The 15,865-nt window shown below is 39.6% G+C and carries 14 protein-coding genes; 13 read left to right on the top strand and 1 reads right to left on the bottom strand.

Features of this window, described 5'->3' with window-relative positions; all coding sequences use genetic code 11:
- Positions 1 to 155: 155 nt before the first annotated feature.
- On the bottom strand, positions 156 to 332 hold the full coding sequence (locus V7097_RS13620) for a hypothetical protein (protein WP_335704161.1): 177 nt from the start codon (positions 330 to 332) through the stop codon (positions 156 to 158).
- 177 nt (positions 333 to 509) lie between these two features.
- Here V7097_RS13620 and rpoN point away from each other — a divergent pair, with 177 nt between their 5' ends.
- From rpoN to V7097_RS13555, 13 genes are all read left to right on the top strand, one after another.
- A complete protein-coding gene (gene rpoN / locus V7097_RS13615; RefSeq protein ID WP_335704172.1) occupies positions 510 to 1,814 on the top strand; it encodes an RNA polymerase factor sigma-54 in 1,305 nt (434 codons plus the stop codon).
- A gap of 26 nt (positions 1,815 to 1,840) precedes the next feature.
- Positions 1,841 to 2,086 (top strand): glutaredoxin family protein, encoded by a 246-nt coding sequence (locus V7097_RS13610; RefSeq protein ID WP_335704171.1) that lies wholly within the window; start codon positions 1,841 to 1,843, stop codon positions 2,084 to 2,086.
- A gap of 190 nt (positions 2,087 to 2,276) precedes the next feature.
- Positions 2,277 to 3,296 (top strand): sugar-binding transcriptional regulator, encoded by a 1,020-nt coding sequence (locus V7097_RS13605; protein ID WP_335704160.1) that lies wholly within the window; start codon positions 2,277 to 2,279, stop codon positions 3,294 to 3,296.
- Positions 3,297 to 3,350: 54 nt separating this feature from the next.
- On the top strand, positions 3,351 to 4,358 hold the full coding sequence (gene gap / locus V7097_RS13600; RefSeq protein WP_335704159.1) for a type I glyceraldehyde-3-phosphate dehydrogenase: 1,008 nt from the start codon (positions 3,351 to 3,353) through the stop codon (positions 4,356 to 4,358).
- A 211-nt stretch (positions 4,359 to 4,569) separates the two neighbouring features.
- Entirely contained in the window at positions 4,570 to 5,754 is a 1,185-nt protein-coding gene (locus V7097_RS13595) for a phosphoglycerate kinase (protein WP_335704158.1), read from the top strand.
- Between the two features lie 60 nt (positions 5,755 to 5,814).
- Entirely contained in the window at positions 5,815 to 6,582 is a 768-nt protein-coding gene (gene tpiA / locus V7097_RS13590) for a triose-phosphate isomerase (RefSeq protein WP_335704157.1), read from the top strand.
- The gene (gpmI, locus tag V7097_RS13585) at positions 6,575 to 8,107 is read left to right on the top strand and encodes a 2,3-bisphosphoglycerate-independent phosphoglycerate mutase (protein WP_335704156.1); all 1,533 of its coding nucleotides are present in this window, start codon (positions 6,575 to 6,577) and stop codon (positions 8,105 to 8,107) included. The genes tpiA and gpmI overlap by 8 nt, the downstream gene beginning before the upstream one ends.
- 27 nt (positions 8,108 to 8,134) lie before the next feature.
- Positions 8,135 to 9,427, top strand: coding sequence for a phosphopyruvate hydratase (gene eno, locus V7097_RS13580; protein WP_335704155.1), 1,293 nt, complete (start codon positions 8,135 to 8,137; stop codon positions 9,425 to 9,427).
- Between the two features lie 975 nt (positions 9,428 to 10,402).
- Positions 10,403 to 10,636 carry a preprotein translocase subunit SecG gene (secG, locus tag V7097_RS13575; RefSeq protein ID WP_335704170.1) on the top strand — a complete coding sequence of 78 codons (234 nt, stop codon included), beginning with the start codon at positions 10,403 to 10,405 and terminating at the stop codon, positions 10,634 to 10,636.
- Positions 10,637 to 10,776: 140 nt separating this feature from the next.
- Positions 10,777 to 11,517 carry an alpha/beta hydrolase gene (locus V7097_RS13570; RefSeq protein WP_335704154.1) on the top strand — a complete coding sequence of 247 codons (741 nt, stop codon included), beginning with the start codon at positions 10,777 to 10,779 and terminating at the stop codon, positions 11,515 to 11,517.
- A gap of 17 nt (positions 11,518 to 11,534) precedes the next feature.
- A complete protein-coding gene (gene rnr / locus V7097_RS13565; RefSeq protein WP_335704153.1) occupies positions 11,535 to 13,877 on the top strand; it encodes a ribonuclease R in 2,343 nt (780 codons plus the stop codon).
- 128 nt (positions 13,878 to 14,005) lie between these two features.
- Entirely contained in the window at positions 14,006 to 14,983 is a 978-nt protein-coding gene (locus V7097_RS13560; RefSeq protein ID WP_335704152.1) for an L-lactate dehydrogenase, read from the top strand.
- A 14-nt stretch (positions 14,984 to 14,997) separates the two neighbouring features.
- Positions 14,998 to 15,774: a formate/nitrite transporter family protein gene (locus V7097_RS13555; RefSeq protein WP_335704151.1), complete on the top strand. Its 777-nt coding sequence runs from the start codon at positions 14,998 to 15,000 to the stop codon at positions 15,772 to 15,774.
- Positions 15,775 to 15,865 lie beyond the last annotated feature (91 nt).

Genomic DNA, 15,865 nt, shown 5'->3' with positions numbered 1-15,865 from the left:
CAAATAGGGTAATCGTACCTCCACGGATTCAAAATCGAACAAAAAGGGTACATAAACGGCATAAACGTACCCTCATTAATCTTAAATCTAACAAAGATGGCACGAATAACGCCATAAACTTCGCAATCACACAACTCCCTTTACTCCCGTTCAACCTAGTTATCCTTATACCCCAATGTCCCTTCATACACATCCTCATCAACTGGATTCACAGCCCACATTGTTTGGATGGGATCAAAATCTGATGCAAATTCTTCTTTGTGTTTACTTTTTTTCGCTTCGTCTAATGTCCCAGTGACTGGGCCTGTGTATATGATTTCATTCTTTTTCAATATTAATCACCTCTTTAAGGTAGAATCTTTCAAAAAATGTATAAAAATGCGTGCTAAAATTTAACTTTTTCGATACGATAGAAATAAGATAAAATAAACCATGTAGCTTTCAAGAAAAAAGAAAACGCTTCCAAGTTTTGAGGTCAATTCAAAAGAAGGGGGAAACCTTGAGTGAATATGCAAACTGGACTTTTTCAACAGCAATCTTTAAAGCTAGTCATGACAAAGGAATTAACACAGGCTATTACTCTTTTACAATACTCTACTTTGGATTTGACTAAATTTCTAGAAGAGCAAACACTAGAAAATCCCCTAATTGATGTTAAACCAACGGATTTTGGACGAACTAAAAAAACGAAGGTCACAAAAGATACGTATACAAATCCAATCGACTATATCGGTAAAAAAGAAGTAACCCTGTATGAGCATTTGCTAACACAGCTTTCATATATGAAACTAAACAACACGAAAAAACGGACGATTGAATATATCATCCAGCTACTCGACAGTAATGGTTACTTGTATTTTCAAGAAGAAGAAATTGCAAGGGAACTCAATACCGACACAGAGACCATTGAAAATGCGATTTACTTTATACAAAGCCTCGATCCGATTGGGGTAGGATCGAGGTCTTTACAGGAATGTCTTCTATTGCAATTGAGGGCACTCCCGAATCGAAACCATTTAGCGGAAACCATCATTCAAGATCATTTTGAACGATTCGCTGAAAAGTCATGGAAGGAAATCGCTAAGGATCTAAATGTAATGCTTTTTGATATTCAACAGGTATTTGATTTTATCCAAACGCTTCAGCCAAGACCAGGCGCTGCCTTTCAGGGTGGGGAAGCACATTACATTGTTCCTGATATTGATATTCAAGTTGAAGATAATATGGTCACAATGAGCATGCAAGACTCGTACCTACCAAAGGTATCGTTGAATCTGCAATATTATCAGCACTTTTTACAGGAGAAGGATTCCAGAACAAAATCCTACCTTCAGGAAAAAGTGGATCAATGCCAGTGGATCATGAGAAGTTTGGAGCAACGAAAAATGACCTTGCAAAATGTAATGGGTGAAATTATCAACCAACAATTGGATTTTTTCATTAAGGGCCCGACACATTTAAAACCGCTGATTATGAGCGATGTTGCTGATGCACTTGAGATTCATGAATCGACAGTTAGCCGTGCAGTTAAGGATAAATTTGTACAAACGCCATTTGGAATTTTTGAAATGAAGTATTTCTTCAGTCGGAATATCCAAACAACGGGGGAAGCCGATACGTCTTCGACACAAGTGAAAAGTGTAATGAAACAGATGATTGTAGAGGAAAACAAGCAAAAGCCTTTGTCAGACCAAGAAATTGTCAGTATACTTGAGGAGAAGCATGGTATTCTTGTATCGAGACGAACAATCGCAAAATACCGTGACCAATTAAATATACCTTCTTCAACGAAACGAAAACGGTATAGCAAGTAGATTGGAAGTGTAACAAGTTGAAACGTATTCAAGTAACGATGTATTCAAAGGAAAATTGCTCTCTTTGTACGAAAGCTAAAAAAGTGATTGAGGAACTTAGTGAGGATTATCCATTAGAGCTTCACGAAATCGATATTTATAAAGATGATGAACTTTTGGAAAAATATCAGATCATGATTCCAGTAATCGAAATCGATGGAAACGAAGTGGAGTATGGGATTATCCATAAAGAAACAATCCGCGATTACTTGAATAATTTTGTAAAAAGATAAGGTTTTACCCCGACTGCCTAAAAAATAGGCAGTTTATTTATTGCATTCTTTTAAAAGTATTGTTACTATATACATGTAACACGACGATATACGATTTTTAAATTTGTTGTTTTTTTTTACTGTAAGCGGGACATAATATGTCACAGCGGGACAAAAGAAGTCCCTTATGGTAAAAAGGGGAAATGAAAAAATGAGTTCAATCATTGAGGTACAACAGAAATTATTACCCGATTTACTCGAGGTTATGCAAAAGCGCCATGAGATCCTCAAATACATACGACTTATGCAACCAATAGGAAGAAGGAATCTTTCAACTAGTCTTGGTCATAGCGAGCGTGTCCTCCGCGGGGAGGTTGAGTTTTTAAAGAAACAAAACCTTGTGGACTTTAGCATTGCTGGTATGAGCTTGACGAAAGAGGGCGCGGAGCTTTTAAAAGACCTAGAGGATGTTATTAAGGAAGTTTTAGGTTTAAGGGTTTTAGAATCGAAACTTAAGGAGAAGTTAAATATAAAAGAAGTGATTGTCGTTCCAGGCGACAGTGACACTGCTCCTTGGGTGAAAAAAGAAATGGGAAGAGCTTGCGTTTCAAGAATAAAACAAAGCCTTTTTGGAGAAAATATCGTCGCAGTTACAGGTGGTACAACTCTTGTTGAAGTGGCAGAAATGATGACCCCAGATTCGAAAGGGCGAAGCATTTTATTCGTTCCGGCAAGAGGTGGGTTAGGAGAACGTGTGGAAAATCAAGCAAATACGATTTGCGCGAAGATGGCTGAAAAAGCCTCGGGGGATTACCGACTTCTTCATGTACCTGATGTTGTAAGTAATGAAGCGTACCAATCATTTGTGGCGGAACCATCGATTCGTGATGTCTTGAATTTGATTAAGTCATCAAGTATGGTTGTTCACGGAATAGGAGACGCTATTACAATGGCAGAGCGTCGCAAGACAGATGAAGAGGATATGAAAAAAATCATAGAATCTCATGCGGTCGCAGAAGCTTTTGGCTATTATTTTGACGAAGATGGGGAAGTCGTCCATCGGGTTCAAACAATTGGAATCCAGCTTAAGGATCTTCCCGCAATCCATGATGTGATTGCAGTAGCTGGTGGAGCTTCGAAGGCAATCGCCATCCAAGCTTATTTAAAGCAAGCGCCGGGAACTCTATTAATTACAGATGAAGGTGCTGCAAAAGAGTTAATAAAGGGGTAACCCTTATATAAAAATTCTTTTTTAGGTTTCACATACAAAAGGAGGAAATCAAAAATGGCAGTTAAAGTTGGTATTAATGGTTTTGGACGTATTGGTCGTAACGTTTTACGTGCGGCATTAAACAATCCAAATGTTGAAGTAGTAGCAGTAAATGATTTAACAGATGCAAATATGTTAGCACATCTATTAAAGTATGACACTGTTCACGGTGTTCTTGATGCAGAAGTATCTGTTAATGGAAATAGCCTTGTTGTTAATGGAAAAGAAATCCTTGTAAAAGCTGAACGCGACCCGGCTCAACTTGCTTGGGGAGACCTAGGTGTTGAAGTTGTTATTGAATCAACTGGTCGTTTCACTAAGCGCTCTGACGCTGCGAAACACATCGAAGCTGGTGCGAAAAAAGTAATCATTTCTGCTCCTGCAACTGACGAGGACATCACAATCGTTATGGGTGTTAACCATGACAAGTATGATGCAGCAAGCCATGACGTTATTTCAAATGCTTCTTGTACAACAAACTGCTTAGCACCATATGCAAAAGTTTTACATGAAAACTTTGGAATTAAGCGTGGTATGATGACAACTATTCACTCATACACAAATGACCAACAAATTCTTGATTTACCACATAAAGATTATCGTCGTGCTCGTGCAGCAGCTGAAAACATCATTCCAACTACTACTGGTGCAGCAAAAGCTGTTTCTCTAGTATTACCTGAATTAAAAGGTAAATTAAATGGTGGCGCTATGCGTGTTCCAACTCCAAACGTGTCACTTGTTGACTTAGTTGCCGAGTTAGATAAAGAAGTAACTGTTGAAGAAATTAACGCAGCACTACGTAAAGCTTCTGAAGAAGAATTAAAAGGAATCATGGGTTATAGTGAAGAACCACTTGTATCTTCTGATTACAATGGTAATGCAAATTCTTCAACTATTGATGCTCTTTCTACAATGGTTATGGAAGGCAACATGGTTAAAGTTATCTCTTGGTATGACAACGAAAGTGGATACTCTCACCGTGTAGTTGACCTTGTAGATTACATTGCATCAAAAGGTCTATAATTTATTTATTCAAATAGAATGTCACATTACATTAAATAGTAGATCATACTGTTCTTGGAATCCTAAGAAACAGCTACTATAATAGAACTTGTGAAGGGAAGGGAATGTTCCCTTCCCTTTTTGATGTGTATTTGAGGTGCCTGTCACCGCTCAAAGCAATTCAATTAGACAAGTTTTTAAACAAAATTACATAGAACGGAGGCCTTTTGAAATGAATAAGAAATCAGTAAGAGATATTGATGTGAAAGGCAAGCGAGTTTTCTGTCGAGTTGATTTTAACGTTCCAATGCAAGATGGTCAGGTTACAGACGAAACTCGTATTCGTGCAGCATTACCAACAATCGAGTTCCTTCGTAATGAAGGAGCAAAGGTCATTTTAGCAAGCCATCTTGGTCGTCCAAAAGGAAAAGCGGTTGACGAGCTACGCTTAGACCCAGTTGCTAAACGATTAAGCGAGCATTTAGGTATCGAGGTTCGCAAAACAAATGAAGCATACGGTCCAGAGGTTGAACAAACCATCTCAGAAATGAACGAAGGCGATGTTCTTTTACTAGAAAACGTCCGTTTCTATCCTGGTGAAGAGAAGAATGATTCAGAGCTTGCAAAACAATTTGCTGCACTAGCTGATGTATACGTAAACGATGCATTTGGTGCTGCTCACCGTGCTCATGCTTCTACAGCCGGGATTGCTGAACACCTACCAGCCGTTGCAGGTTTCTTAATGGAAAAAGAAATCGAAGTACTAGGCAAAGCACTATCAAAACCAGAACGTCCTTTCACTGCTATTATTGGTGGAGCAAAGGTTAAGGACAAAATCGGTGTCATTGAGAACCTCTTAGATAAAGTAGATAACTTAATCATAGGTGGGGGTCTTGCTTATACTTTCGTAAAAGCACAAGGTCATGAAATCGGTAAATCTCTTTTAGAGAAAGATAAAATTGATCTTGCCAACGAATTCATGAACAAGGCAAAAGAAAAAGGCGTAAACTTCTATATGCCTGTTGATGTACGAGTTGCAGACGATTTCTCAAATGATGCTAATATTAAAATCGTTCCAATTAACGAAATTCCAAGTGATTGGGAAGCACTCGATATCGGTCCAAAGACAGCTGAAATTTACAAAGATGTAATCCAAAAATCTAAGCTTGTGATTTGGAATGGCCCAATGGGAGTATTCGAATTAGATGCATTTGCAAACGGAACAAAAGCTGTTGCACAAGCACTTGCTGATGCAACTGACACATATTCTATCATTGGTGGTGGCGACTCTGCTGCAGCGGCTGAAAAATTCGGTCTTGCTGATAAAATGAGCCACATCTCAACTGGTGGTGGAGCATCATTAGAATTCATGGAAGGTAAAGAGCTTCCAGGAGTCGAACTACTTAACGATAAATAAAACAGTGGTGCTATCTTAGCACCTTTCCATAAAGAGCAACATCGAAAGGGATGGTGAAACATGAGAAAGCCAATCATTGCAGGAAACTGGAAAATGAATAAGGTTCTATCTGAATCAGTACAATTTGTTGAAGAAATCAAAGGTCTAATTCCATCACCGGAAAAGGTTGATTCTGTTGTTTGTGCGCCAGCACTATTCTTAGAGCGTCTTGTTGCAAACGTAAAAGAAGGAAACAAGACCCTCAAAATCGGTGCACAAAATATGCATTTTGAAGAGAGTGGAGCATTTACAGGTGAAATTAGCCCTGTAGCATTAAAAGACCTAGGTGTTGACTATGTCATCCTTGGACACTCTGAGCGCCGCGAAATGTTTGCTGAAACTGACGAAACAGTTAACCAAAAAACACTTGCAGCATTCGCTCATGGTTTAGTTCCAATCGTATGCTGTGGTGAGACATTAGAGCAGCGTGAAGCAGGTCAAACAAATGACCTTGTTGGAACACAAATCGAAAAAGCATTAGCAGGTCTTACTGCTGAACAAGCGAAGGAAGTTGTCATTGCCTATGAACCAATCTGGGCGATTGGAACTGGAAAATCTTCTTCTGCTCAAGATGCAAACGAGGTTTGTACACACATCCGTAAAGTCGTTGCAGAGCAATTTTCCGGGGACGTGGCAGATGCTGTTCGCATCCAATACGGCGGTAGTGTAAAACCAGAAAACATTAAAGAATATATGGCACAACCAGATATCGATGGTGCACTAGTTGGTGGAGCAAGTCTTGATGCTACTTCTTTCGTAAAGCTTTTGGAGGCAGGTAGTAATGAGTAAATCTCCAGTTGCAATAATCATCTTAGATGGATTTGCATTTCGCGATGAAGTGAAAGGAAATGCAGTTGCGCAAGCCAATAAACCAAATTTCGATCGCTTTTGGAATAAATACCCACATGCTACTTTACAGGCAAGTGGTGAGGCTGTTGGTTTACCAGAAGGCCAAATGGGGAATTCAGAGGTAGGACACTTAAATATCGGTGCCGGCCGTGTCGTCTACCAAAGCTTAACCCGTGTAAATGTTGCAATCCGCGAGCATGAATTTGAAAAAAATGAAACCTTCCTTGCTGCTATGAAGCATGCGAAGGAGAATGGTACGGCTCTACACTTATTTGGGCTATTATCTGATGGTGGTGTTCACAGCCACATTGATCACCTTTTTGCATTGCTACGACTTGCTGCATCAGAAGGCATTGGAAAAGTGTATATCCATGGTTTTTTAGATGGAAGAGACGTTGGTCCTCAAACTGCGAAAGTCTATCTAGAACAGCTTGATGAAAAGATCAAGGAATACGGTGTTGGTGAAATTGCAACCTTGTCTGGCCGTTATTATTCAATGGACCGTGACAAGCGTTGGGAGCGCGTTGAAAAATCATACCGTTCAATGGTTTACGGAGAAGGTCCTACATATAAAAATGGATTCGACCTTGTCGAGGACTCCTATGCAAACGGCATTTACGATGAATTCGTATTACCATCTGTCATGGTAAAAGAAGACGGTTCGCCTGTAGCAACCATCCAAGACAATGATGCTGTGATTTTTTATAATTTTAGACCGGACCGTGCAATCCAAATTTCGAACACATTCACAAATGACGATTTCCGTTCATTTGACCGTGGACCTAAGCATCCGAAAGATTTATTCTTTGTATGCTTAACACACTTCAGTGAAAGTGTCGATGGATATGTGGCGTTTAAGCCAACAAATCTAGATAACACATTAGGAGAAGTACTTTCACAAAACGGATTAAAACAGCTCCGCATTGCGGAAACTGAAAAATATCCTCATGTTACCTTCTTTATGAGTGGTGGCCGTGAACAGGAATTCCCTGGTGAAACACGAATTTTAATCAATTCACCAAAAGTTGCTACCTATGATCTTAAGCCTGAAATGAGTGCTTACGAGGTTAAGGATGCACTTTTGAAAGAAATAGCTGAAGATAATCATGATGCAATTTTATTAAACTTTGCAAACCCTGATATGGTCGGTCACTCAGGCATGCTTGAGCCAACGATCAAAGCAATTGAAGTAGTTGACGAGTGCTTAGGTGAAATCGTAGATGCAATTATTGCAAAAGGCGGAGCAGCAATCATTACAGCTGACCATGGTAACTCAGACGAAGTTGTTACGATTGAAGGACAGCCGATGACGGCACATACAACAAACCCAGTACCAGTCATCATCACAAAAGAAGGATTAACCTTACGTGAAGACGGAAAACTAGGAGACCTAGCACCAACTATGCTTGACCTACTAGATGTTCAAAAATCCGCAGAAATGACTGGAAACAGCTTAATAAAATAATTTTACGTGAAAAAGGAGAGATTTTTAATGTCAATTATCGTAGATGTATACGCTCGTGAAGTATTAGATTCTCGTGGAAATCCTACAGTTGAGGTTGAAATTTATACTGAGTCAGGTGCATTTGGCCGCGCATTAGTACCAAGTGGTGCTTCAACTGGTGAATACGAAGCAGTTGAGCTTCGTGATGGCGACAAGAGCCGTTACCTTGGTAAAGGTGTTCAAACAGCAGTAAACAATGTTAATGAAATCATTGCAGGAGAAATCATTGGATTCGATGTAACTGACCAAGTTTCAATCGACCAAGCATTAATCGAGCTTGATGGTACTGAAAACAAAGGAAAATTAGGTGCTAATGCAATCCTTGGTGTATCTATGGCAGCAGCTCGTGCAGCAGCTGACTTCCTTGAAATTCCTTTATATCAATACCTTGGTGGATTCAACTCAAAAACTCTTCCAGTACCAATGATGAACATCATCAACGGTGGAGAGCATGCTGATAACAACGTTGACATCCAAGAATTCATGGTTATGCCTGTAGGCGCTGAAAGCTTTAAAGAAGCACTTCGCATGGGAACTGAAATTTTCCACGCTCTAAAAGCAGTATTACAAGCAAAAGGCTTAAACACAGCTGTAGGTGACGAAGGTGGATTCGCTCCAAACCTTGGTTCAAATGAAGAAGCACTACAAACAATTGTAGAAGCAATCGAAAAAGCTGGTTACAAGCCAGGCGAGCAAGTACGTCTTGCAATGGATGCTGCATCTTCTGAGTTCTACAACAAAGAAGACGGTAAATACCATCTAAAAGGAGAAGGTAAAGTTCTTTCTTCTGAAGAAATGGTTGCATTCTACGCAGACCTTGTATCAAAATACCCAATCATCTCTATTGAAGATGGTTTAGACGAAAACGACTGGGAAGGCCACAAGCTTCTAACTGAGCGTCTTGGTGAAAAAGTTCAATTAGTTGGTGACGACTTATTCGTAACAAACACGAAGAAGCTTTCAGAAGGTATTGAAAGAGGCGTAGGTAACTCAATCCTTATCAAAGTAAACCAAATCGGTACATTAACTGAAACATTTGATGCAATCGAAATGGCAAAACGCGCTGGTTACACTGCAGTAATCTCTCACCGTTCTGGTGAAACAGAAGACAGCACAATTGCTGATATCGCAGTTGCAACAAACGCTGGCCAAATCAAGACTGGTGCTCCATCACGTACTGACCGTGTTGCAAAATACAACCAATTACTACGTATCGAGGACAACCTTGGTGAAACAGCTCAATACAACGGCTTACAATCTTTCTATAACCTAAAAGGTTAATTTGATAAAAGGAAAACGACAAGCGTGAGTGCTTGTCGTTTTTTTGTGGAGGACGTAAATTCGAGTGCCCACGCAAATCCGTGGTCTGAGACGCAAATAACTCTATGGCGACGCAAATATCAGGCTGCAGACGCAAAACCGAGTGTGCAGACGCAAATCCGTGTATGCAGACGCAAATAATTCGGTGTAGACGCAAATCTCTCGGAATAGACGCAAAAAGTTTTGATGCACATGCAAAAATCCCAGCATTAGCTCACAAATAATCCGAGTACAGACGCAAATCCCTACTAAAATTACTTATCTTTTTTCGACTGCTGCTTCTTTTGCTTACCTTGCTGCGTATTATCGCCTAAATAATTCGTTTTGTGCTTTTTCTGCTCTTTTACAAACGCATCAAAATCCAAATTGACCACTTAGCATCATTCCTTTCAAGGTAGTCAAGTTTAATATTGACGTTTACAGCCGAAATCATGAAGTGAATCGTTGGAAATTGGATGTTGAGAACACTCAAATGGATGAAGTCCCGAACAGTGAGCTTTGGGCTGAGAAAAGTCCTTCATAAGTGAGATGAAGACCCGAACGATGATCTTTGAGCTGAGAAAAGTCCATCATAAGTGAGATGAAGACCCAAACGAAGAGCTTTGAGCCGAGAAGAGTCCTTCATAAGTGAGATGAAGACCCAAACGAAGAGCTTTGGGCTGAGGAACGTCCTTCATAAGTGAGATGAAGACCCGAACAGTGAGCTTTGAGCTGAGAAAAGTCTTTCATAAGCGAGATGAAGACCCGAACCGAGAGCGACAATCAGTAAAAAGTCTTTCATTAAGCAAGTTGAAGATTCCAACAATAATTCCTATTTCAATTATATTTAATGTAATCGATTATGTCAGAAAATGCAGTATTGTCCACATGGTATTTTTATGGTACATTTATTTTAACGTCATATGCGTTCTTGTTCAGGAGGTGTCGTTTTATATGTTGCATGGAATTCTTGTTACATTACTAGTTATCGTATGTATTGGGTTGATTGTAGTTGTTTTATTACAATCCGGTAAAAGCGCTGGTTTATCTGGGGCTATTTCTGGTGGTGCCGAGCAGTTATTCGGAAAGCAAAAGGCTCGTGGCCTTGATGCGGTTTTACAGCGTATCACAATAGTCCTAGCGGTATTATTCTTTGTTCTTACAATTGCTGTATCATACTTTGAACTATAAAATTTTTCGAAAATGGGTTAGACAGGTTGATGTCTAGCCTTTTTTGTTGCGCTCAAATCGGTATTTCCGGTACGATAGTAGAATACCGAAAAACGCACAAAATAAACATAACAGAAGTCATCAAAAAGGAGTTTTATATAATGAAAATTAAATTACCTCAACCTTTCTTTTTTGAAGGTGGAGAAAAAGCTGTTTTATTACTACATGGTTTCACCGGAAATTCAGCTGATGTTCGAATGCTCGGGCGATTCCTTGAGAACAGAGGCTACACCTGCCATGCACCGGTTTATAAAGGTCATGGTGTCCCACCGGAAGAATTGGTCCATACTGGTCCTGAGGATTGGTGGGAAGACGTCATGAACGCCTATCAGTTTTTAAAAGACAAAGGATACGAAAAAATTGCAGTTGCTGGATTGTCTCTCGGTGGGGTATTTTCCCTTAAATTGGGTTACACTGTACCTATAAAAGGGATTGTGACAATGTGTGCGCCAATGTATCTAAAAAGCGAGGAAGTCATGTATGAGGGTGTTGTTGAATTTGCACGGGAGTACAAGCGATTTGAGGGGAAATCACCTGAGCAAATCGAACAGGAAATCGATGAATTCAAGAAAACACCAATGAATACATTAAAAGCACTACAGAACCTGATTGCGGAAGTACGTGACAATGTCGATATGATTTATTCCCCGACTTTTGTCGCACAGGCTCGACATGACAAAATGATAAATCCAGACAGTGCGAATATTATATATGAAGCAATTGAAAATGATTTCAAAAAGATCAAATGGTACGAGGAATCAGGACATGTCATTACCCTAGACAAAGAACGTGACCAGCTGCATGAGGATGTGTATGCATTTCTAGAGCAGTTAGATTGGTAACGGGAGGGACTGAAAAAATGGAACAGGAAATCCAAAATCACATTAATAAATTATTAGACTTTATGAAGGAAGAAGCATACAAACCCCTAACCATACAAGAACTTGAGGCGGCTTTCGGAATCTCAGGTTCGGAGGATTTTAAGGATTTTGTAAAAGCACTTGTAGTGATGGAAGAACAGGGTTTAGTCGTTAGAACACGTAGTAATCGCTATGGTCTTCCTGAAAAAATGAATCTCGTCCGTGGAACGGTAACTGGGCATGCAAAGGGATTTGCATTTGTCGTACCGGAAGATAAAACAATGGACGATGTTTTTATTCCGCCAACGGAGTTAAAAAATGCAATGCATGGAGATACCGTGCTTGTTCGGATTAGCTCGGAATCTGCCGGTCAACGTAAGGAAGGCACAGTTGTCCGGATTATTGAACATGGCATAAAAACAATTGTTGGTACATACACCGAAAGTAAAAACTTTGGATTCGTCATTCCTGATGATAAAAAGATCGCCAATGATATTTTTATTCCAAAGCAGGCTTCAAATGGTGCGATTGAGGGACATAAGGTTGTCGTTAAGCTTGTAACGTATCCTGAAGGTCGGATGAGTGCAGAAGGGGAAGTAGTAGAGATTTTAGGTCATAAAAATGACCCTGGAATCGATATTCTTTCTGTCATTCATAAGCACAGCCTTCCACAGGAGTTTCCAAGAGACGTATTAGAACAAGCGAATAATACACCGGATTCCATCGATCCAAATGAGCTCGAAAATCGACGTGACTTAAGAAATGAGGTCATCGTGACGATTGATGGTGCTGATGCAAAGGACTTGGATGACGCAGTTACGGTTACGAAGCTTGAAAATGGCAATTACAAACTTGGAGTACATATTGCGGATGTTACTCATTATGTTACAGAAGGCTCGCCTATTGATAAGGAAGCAAGCGACCGTGGAACAAGTATTTACCTAGTTGATCGCGTGATTCCGATGATTCCACATCGCTTATCAAATGGGATTTGTTCATTAAATCCAAAGGTTGATCGATTAACATTGTCATGTGAGATGGAGGTTGACGGGAACGGTGTTGTTGTTAAGCATGACATTTTTCAAAGTGTGATAAAAACAACAGAACGAATGACATATTCTGATGTGAACAGTATCCTTGCTGACAAGGACGAGGAGCTGCGTTCACGTTACGAGCCTCTTGTTCCAATGTTTGAAGATATGGAAAAACTTGCTGCTACCCTTCGTGAAAAACGAATGAAGCGTGGTGCTATTGACTTTGACTTTAAAGAAGCAAAGGTACTTGTCGATGATGAAGGTAAACCTTATGATGTCGTCATACGGGAGCGCTCAGTTGGTGAACGTCTAATCGAAGAATTCATGCTACTTGCAAACGAAACGGTTGCTGAGCATTTTCATTGGATGAACGTTCCGTTTATTTATCGGATACATGAGGATCCGAATGAAGAAAAGCTAAGACGTTTCTTAGAATTCATTACGAACTTTGGTTATCTTGTAAGAGGCTCTGGAAATTCGATTCATCCACGTGCATTGCAGGAAGTAATCGAGGCGGTTCAAGGTAAGCCTGAGGAAATGGTTGTTTCAACCGTTATGCTTCGTTCGATGAAACAAGCAAAATACGATCCGGAAAGTGTTGGACACTTTGGTTTATCAACTGACTTTTACACGCACTTCACGTCACCAATTCGACGTTATCCAGACCTAATTGTCCATCGATTAATCCGAACCTATTTAATCCAAGGGAAGCTGGATAATGCGACCCAGGATAAATGGAAGGAAAGATTACCGGAAATTGCAGAGCATTCCTCAAATATGGAACGTCGCGCGGTAGAAGCTGAGCGTGAAACAGATAGTATGAAAAAAGCGGAGTATATGATGGATAAAATCGGTGAGGAATACGATGGTATCATTAGCTCTGTTACCAACTTCGGAATGTTTGTTGAGCTTCCGAACACAATTGAAGGGCTTGTTCACGTTAGCTATCTCACCGATGATTTCTACCGTTACGATGAGAGAAGCTATGCGATGATTGGGGAACGGACCGGGAATGTATTCCGAATCGGAGACGAAATTACGGTACGCGTCATCAATGTCAATAAGGATGAGCGCTCAGTTGACTTTGAAGTGGTTGGCATGAAAGGAAGCCGTCGCAAGTTTTCCAAGGAGCAGCCTACCATCATCAAGTCCGAAAAAGGAAGAAGTCGCCGTAAATCCAATGACGATGACAAGAAGGGCGACAGTAAAAACGATGGTGAATGGTCAACACGTAAGCCTCGTAAGAAAAAGAAAAACTATGATAATGTGCCACCACAGAAAAGTAAGAAACGGAAAAAGAGAAGATAAATCGAGAGTGCTCCACTTGTGTGGGGTGCTTTTTTTGAAGAGATAGTGGAAAGTCCGCTTTTTCTCGAATAGTTTAGTTACTGTTACAAATACTAATCCTTCATTAATGGATTTATGGAGGTTGAAAAATGAGTTTGAATATAGGGGATCGTGTAAGTCGTGTTGCCTTAATAGGAACTGGTTTTGTGGGCTCTAGCTATGCTTTTGCCTTAATGAATCAGGGGATCGTCAATGAATTAATCATGATTGACGTAAACGAGGAGAAAGCCAAAGGGGATGTACTTGATCTCAATCATGGAAAAGCTTTTACAGGAAATCCGACACTTATTAAGTTCGGAAGTTACAGTGATTGTAAAAATGTTGATCTAGTTGTCATTTGTGCGGGCGCTAATCAAAAACCGGGAGAAACTAGACTAGACTTGGTAGAAAAAAACCTTAAAATATTCAAAGAAATCGTGGATAACGTGATGGCAAGTGGATTTAACGGAATCTTTCTAGTCGCCACGAATCCGGTTGATATTTTAACATATGCAACATGGAAATATAGTGGACTACCGAAAGAACGTGTTATAGGTTCTGGGACTATTTTAGACACCGCACGGTTTCGGTACTTATTAGGGGATTATTTTAATATTGCCCCGAAAAATATACATGCCTATATTATTGGAGAACACGGTGATAGTGAATTACCAGTGTATAGCTCTGCGTATATTGGTACACTTCCGATAAAAAAGGTAGTCGAGCGCAATGAGAAGTATAAAAAAGAAGATTTAGATGAAATTTTTATTCGGGTACGTGACGCTGCTTACGAGATTATTAAAAGCAAGGGTGCAACCTATTACGGAATTGCAATGGGACTAGCGAGAATTACTAAAGCCATATTCTCAAATGAAAATGCAGTGTTAACTGTTTCCGCACATATGGACGGAGATTATGGTCAAGAAAATGTATATATTGGTGTGCCTTGCGTGATAAACCGAAATGGAATCCGTGAAATAATGGAACTGGAGTTAAATGCAGAGGAACAACAAAAGTTTGAGAATAGTGCTAATGTGTTGAAACAAATTCTCGCACCATATTTTGATGAGGTGAAACCAAAAAGTTAACGTGGTGAAAATGTATGGAATCAAAACTACTATCAAGTATTGAAAAACTAGCACTTTCTCGCCGAGATACGTTCCAAAAAAGCAGGTTCATCTATTTTTTGCGAGCAGTATTAGCCAGTATGTTTATTGGGTTTGGAGTAATCGTTGCCTTTCGAACAGGAAATTTCTTTTTTGAATTACAATCACCAGTTGCTTTTCCTATTGCTGCCATAACATTCGGTGCAGCCATTATCCTCATTGCATATGGTGGAGGCGATTTATTTACAGGAGATACTTTTTATTACACATATGCGGCACTGCGTAAAAAGATGAAATGGAAAGTGGTCGGCCAAATGTGGCTTTATAGCTATATTGGTAATATAATGGGTGCTCTTTTCTTTGCATTTCTAATTTTCATGACGGGTTTATTTCAAGGTGAAGCTGTTAATGAATTTCTATTAACTGTTGCGTATAACAAAACTCAATTCTCCACTTCTCAACTGTTTTTTCGAGGTATTCTCTGCAACTGGCTTGTATGCCTCGCATTCTTTCTACCTTTGGGAATGAGAGGAGACGGACCAAAAATTTTTATCATGATGTTATTGGTATTTTGCTTCTTTATCTCTGGCTATGAACACAGTATTGCTAATATGTGTACATTTGCCATTTCTTTTATCATGAATCATCCGGATTCTGTAACAGTAAATGGTGTTATCCACAATTTAATCCCAGTCACGATTGGAAATTTAATTGGTGGTGGTGGGTTTATGGCATGGATGTATTTCTATGCGAATAAAGCGAATATTGAGTGAAACTAAAGATCCAGGGGTTGATCCTCTGGATTTTTTGTTGAAAATTCTCCCAATATTAATCAAAATGAATTATACTTGTGTGAATTACAAT

It is taken from the genome of Bacillus sp. JJ1562 (assembly GCF_036962705.1).
Taxonomy (GTDB): domain Bacteria; phylum Bacillota; class Bacilli; order Bacillales; family Bacillaceae_L; genus Ferdinandcohnia.
This window is presented reverse-complemented; position numbering and strand designations above follow the sequence as displayed.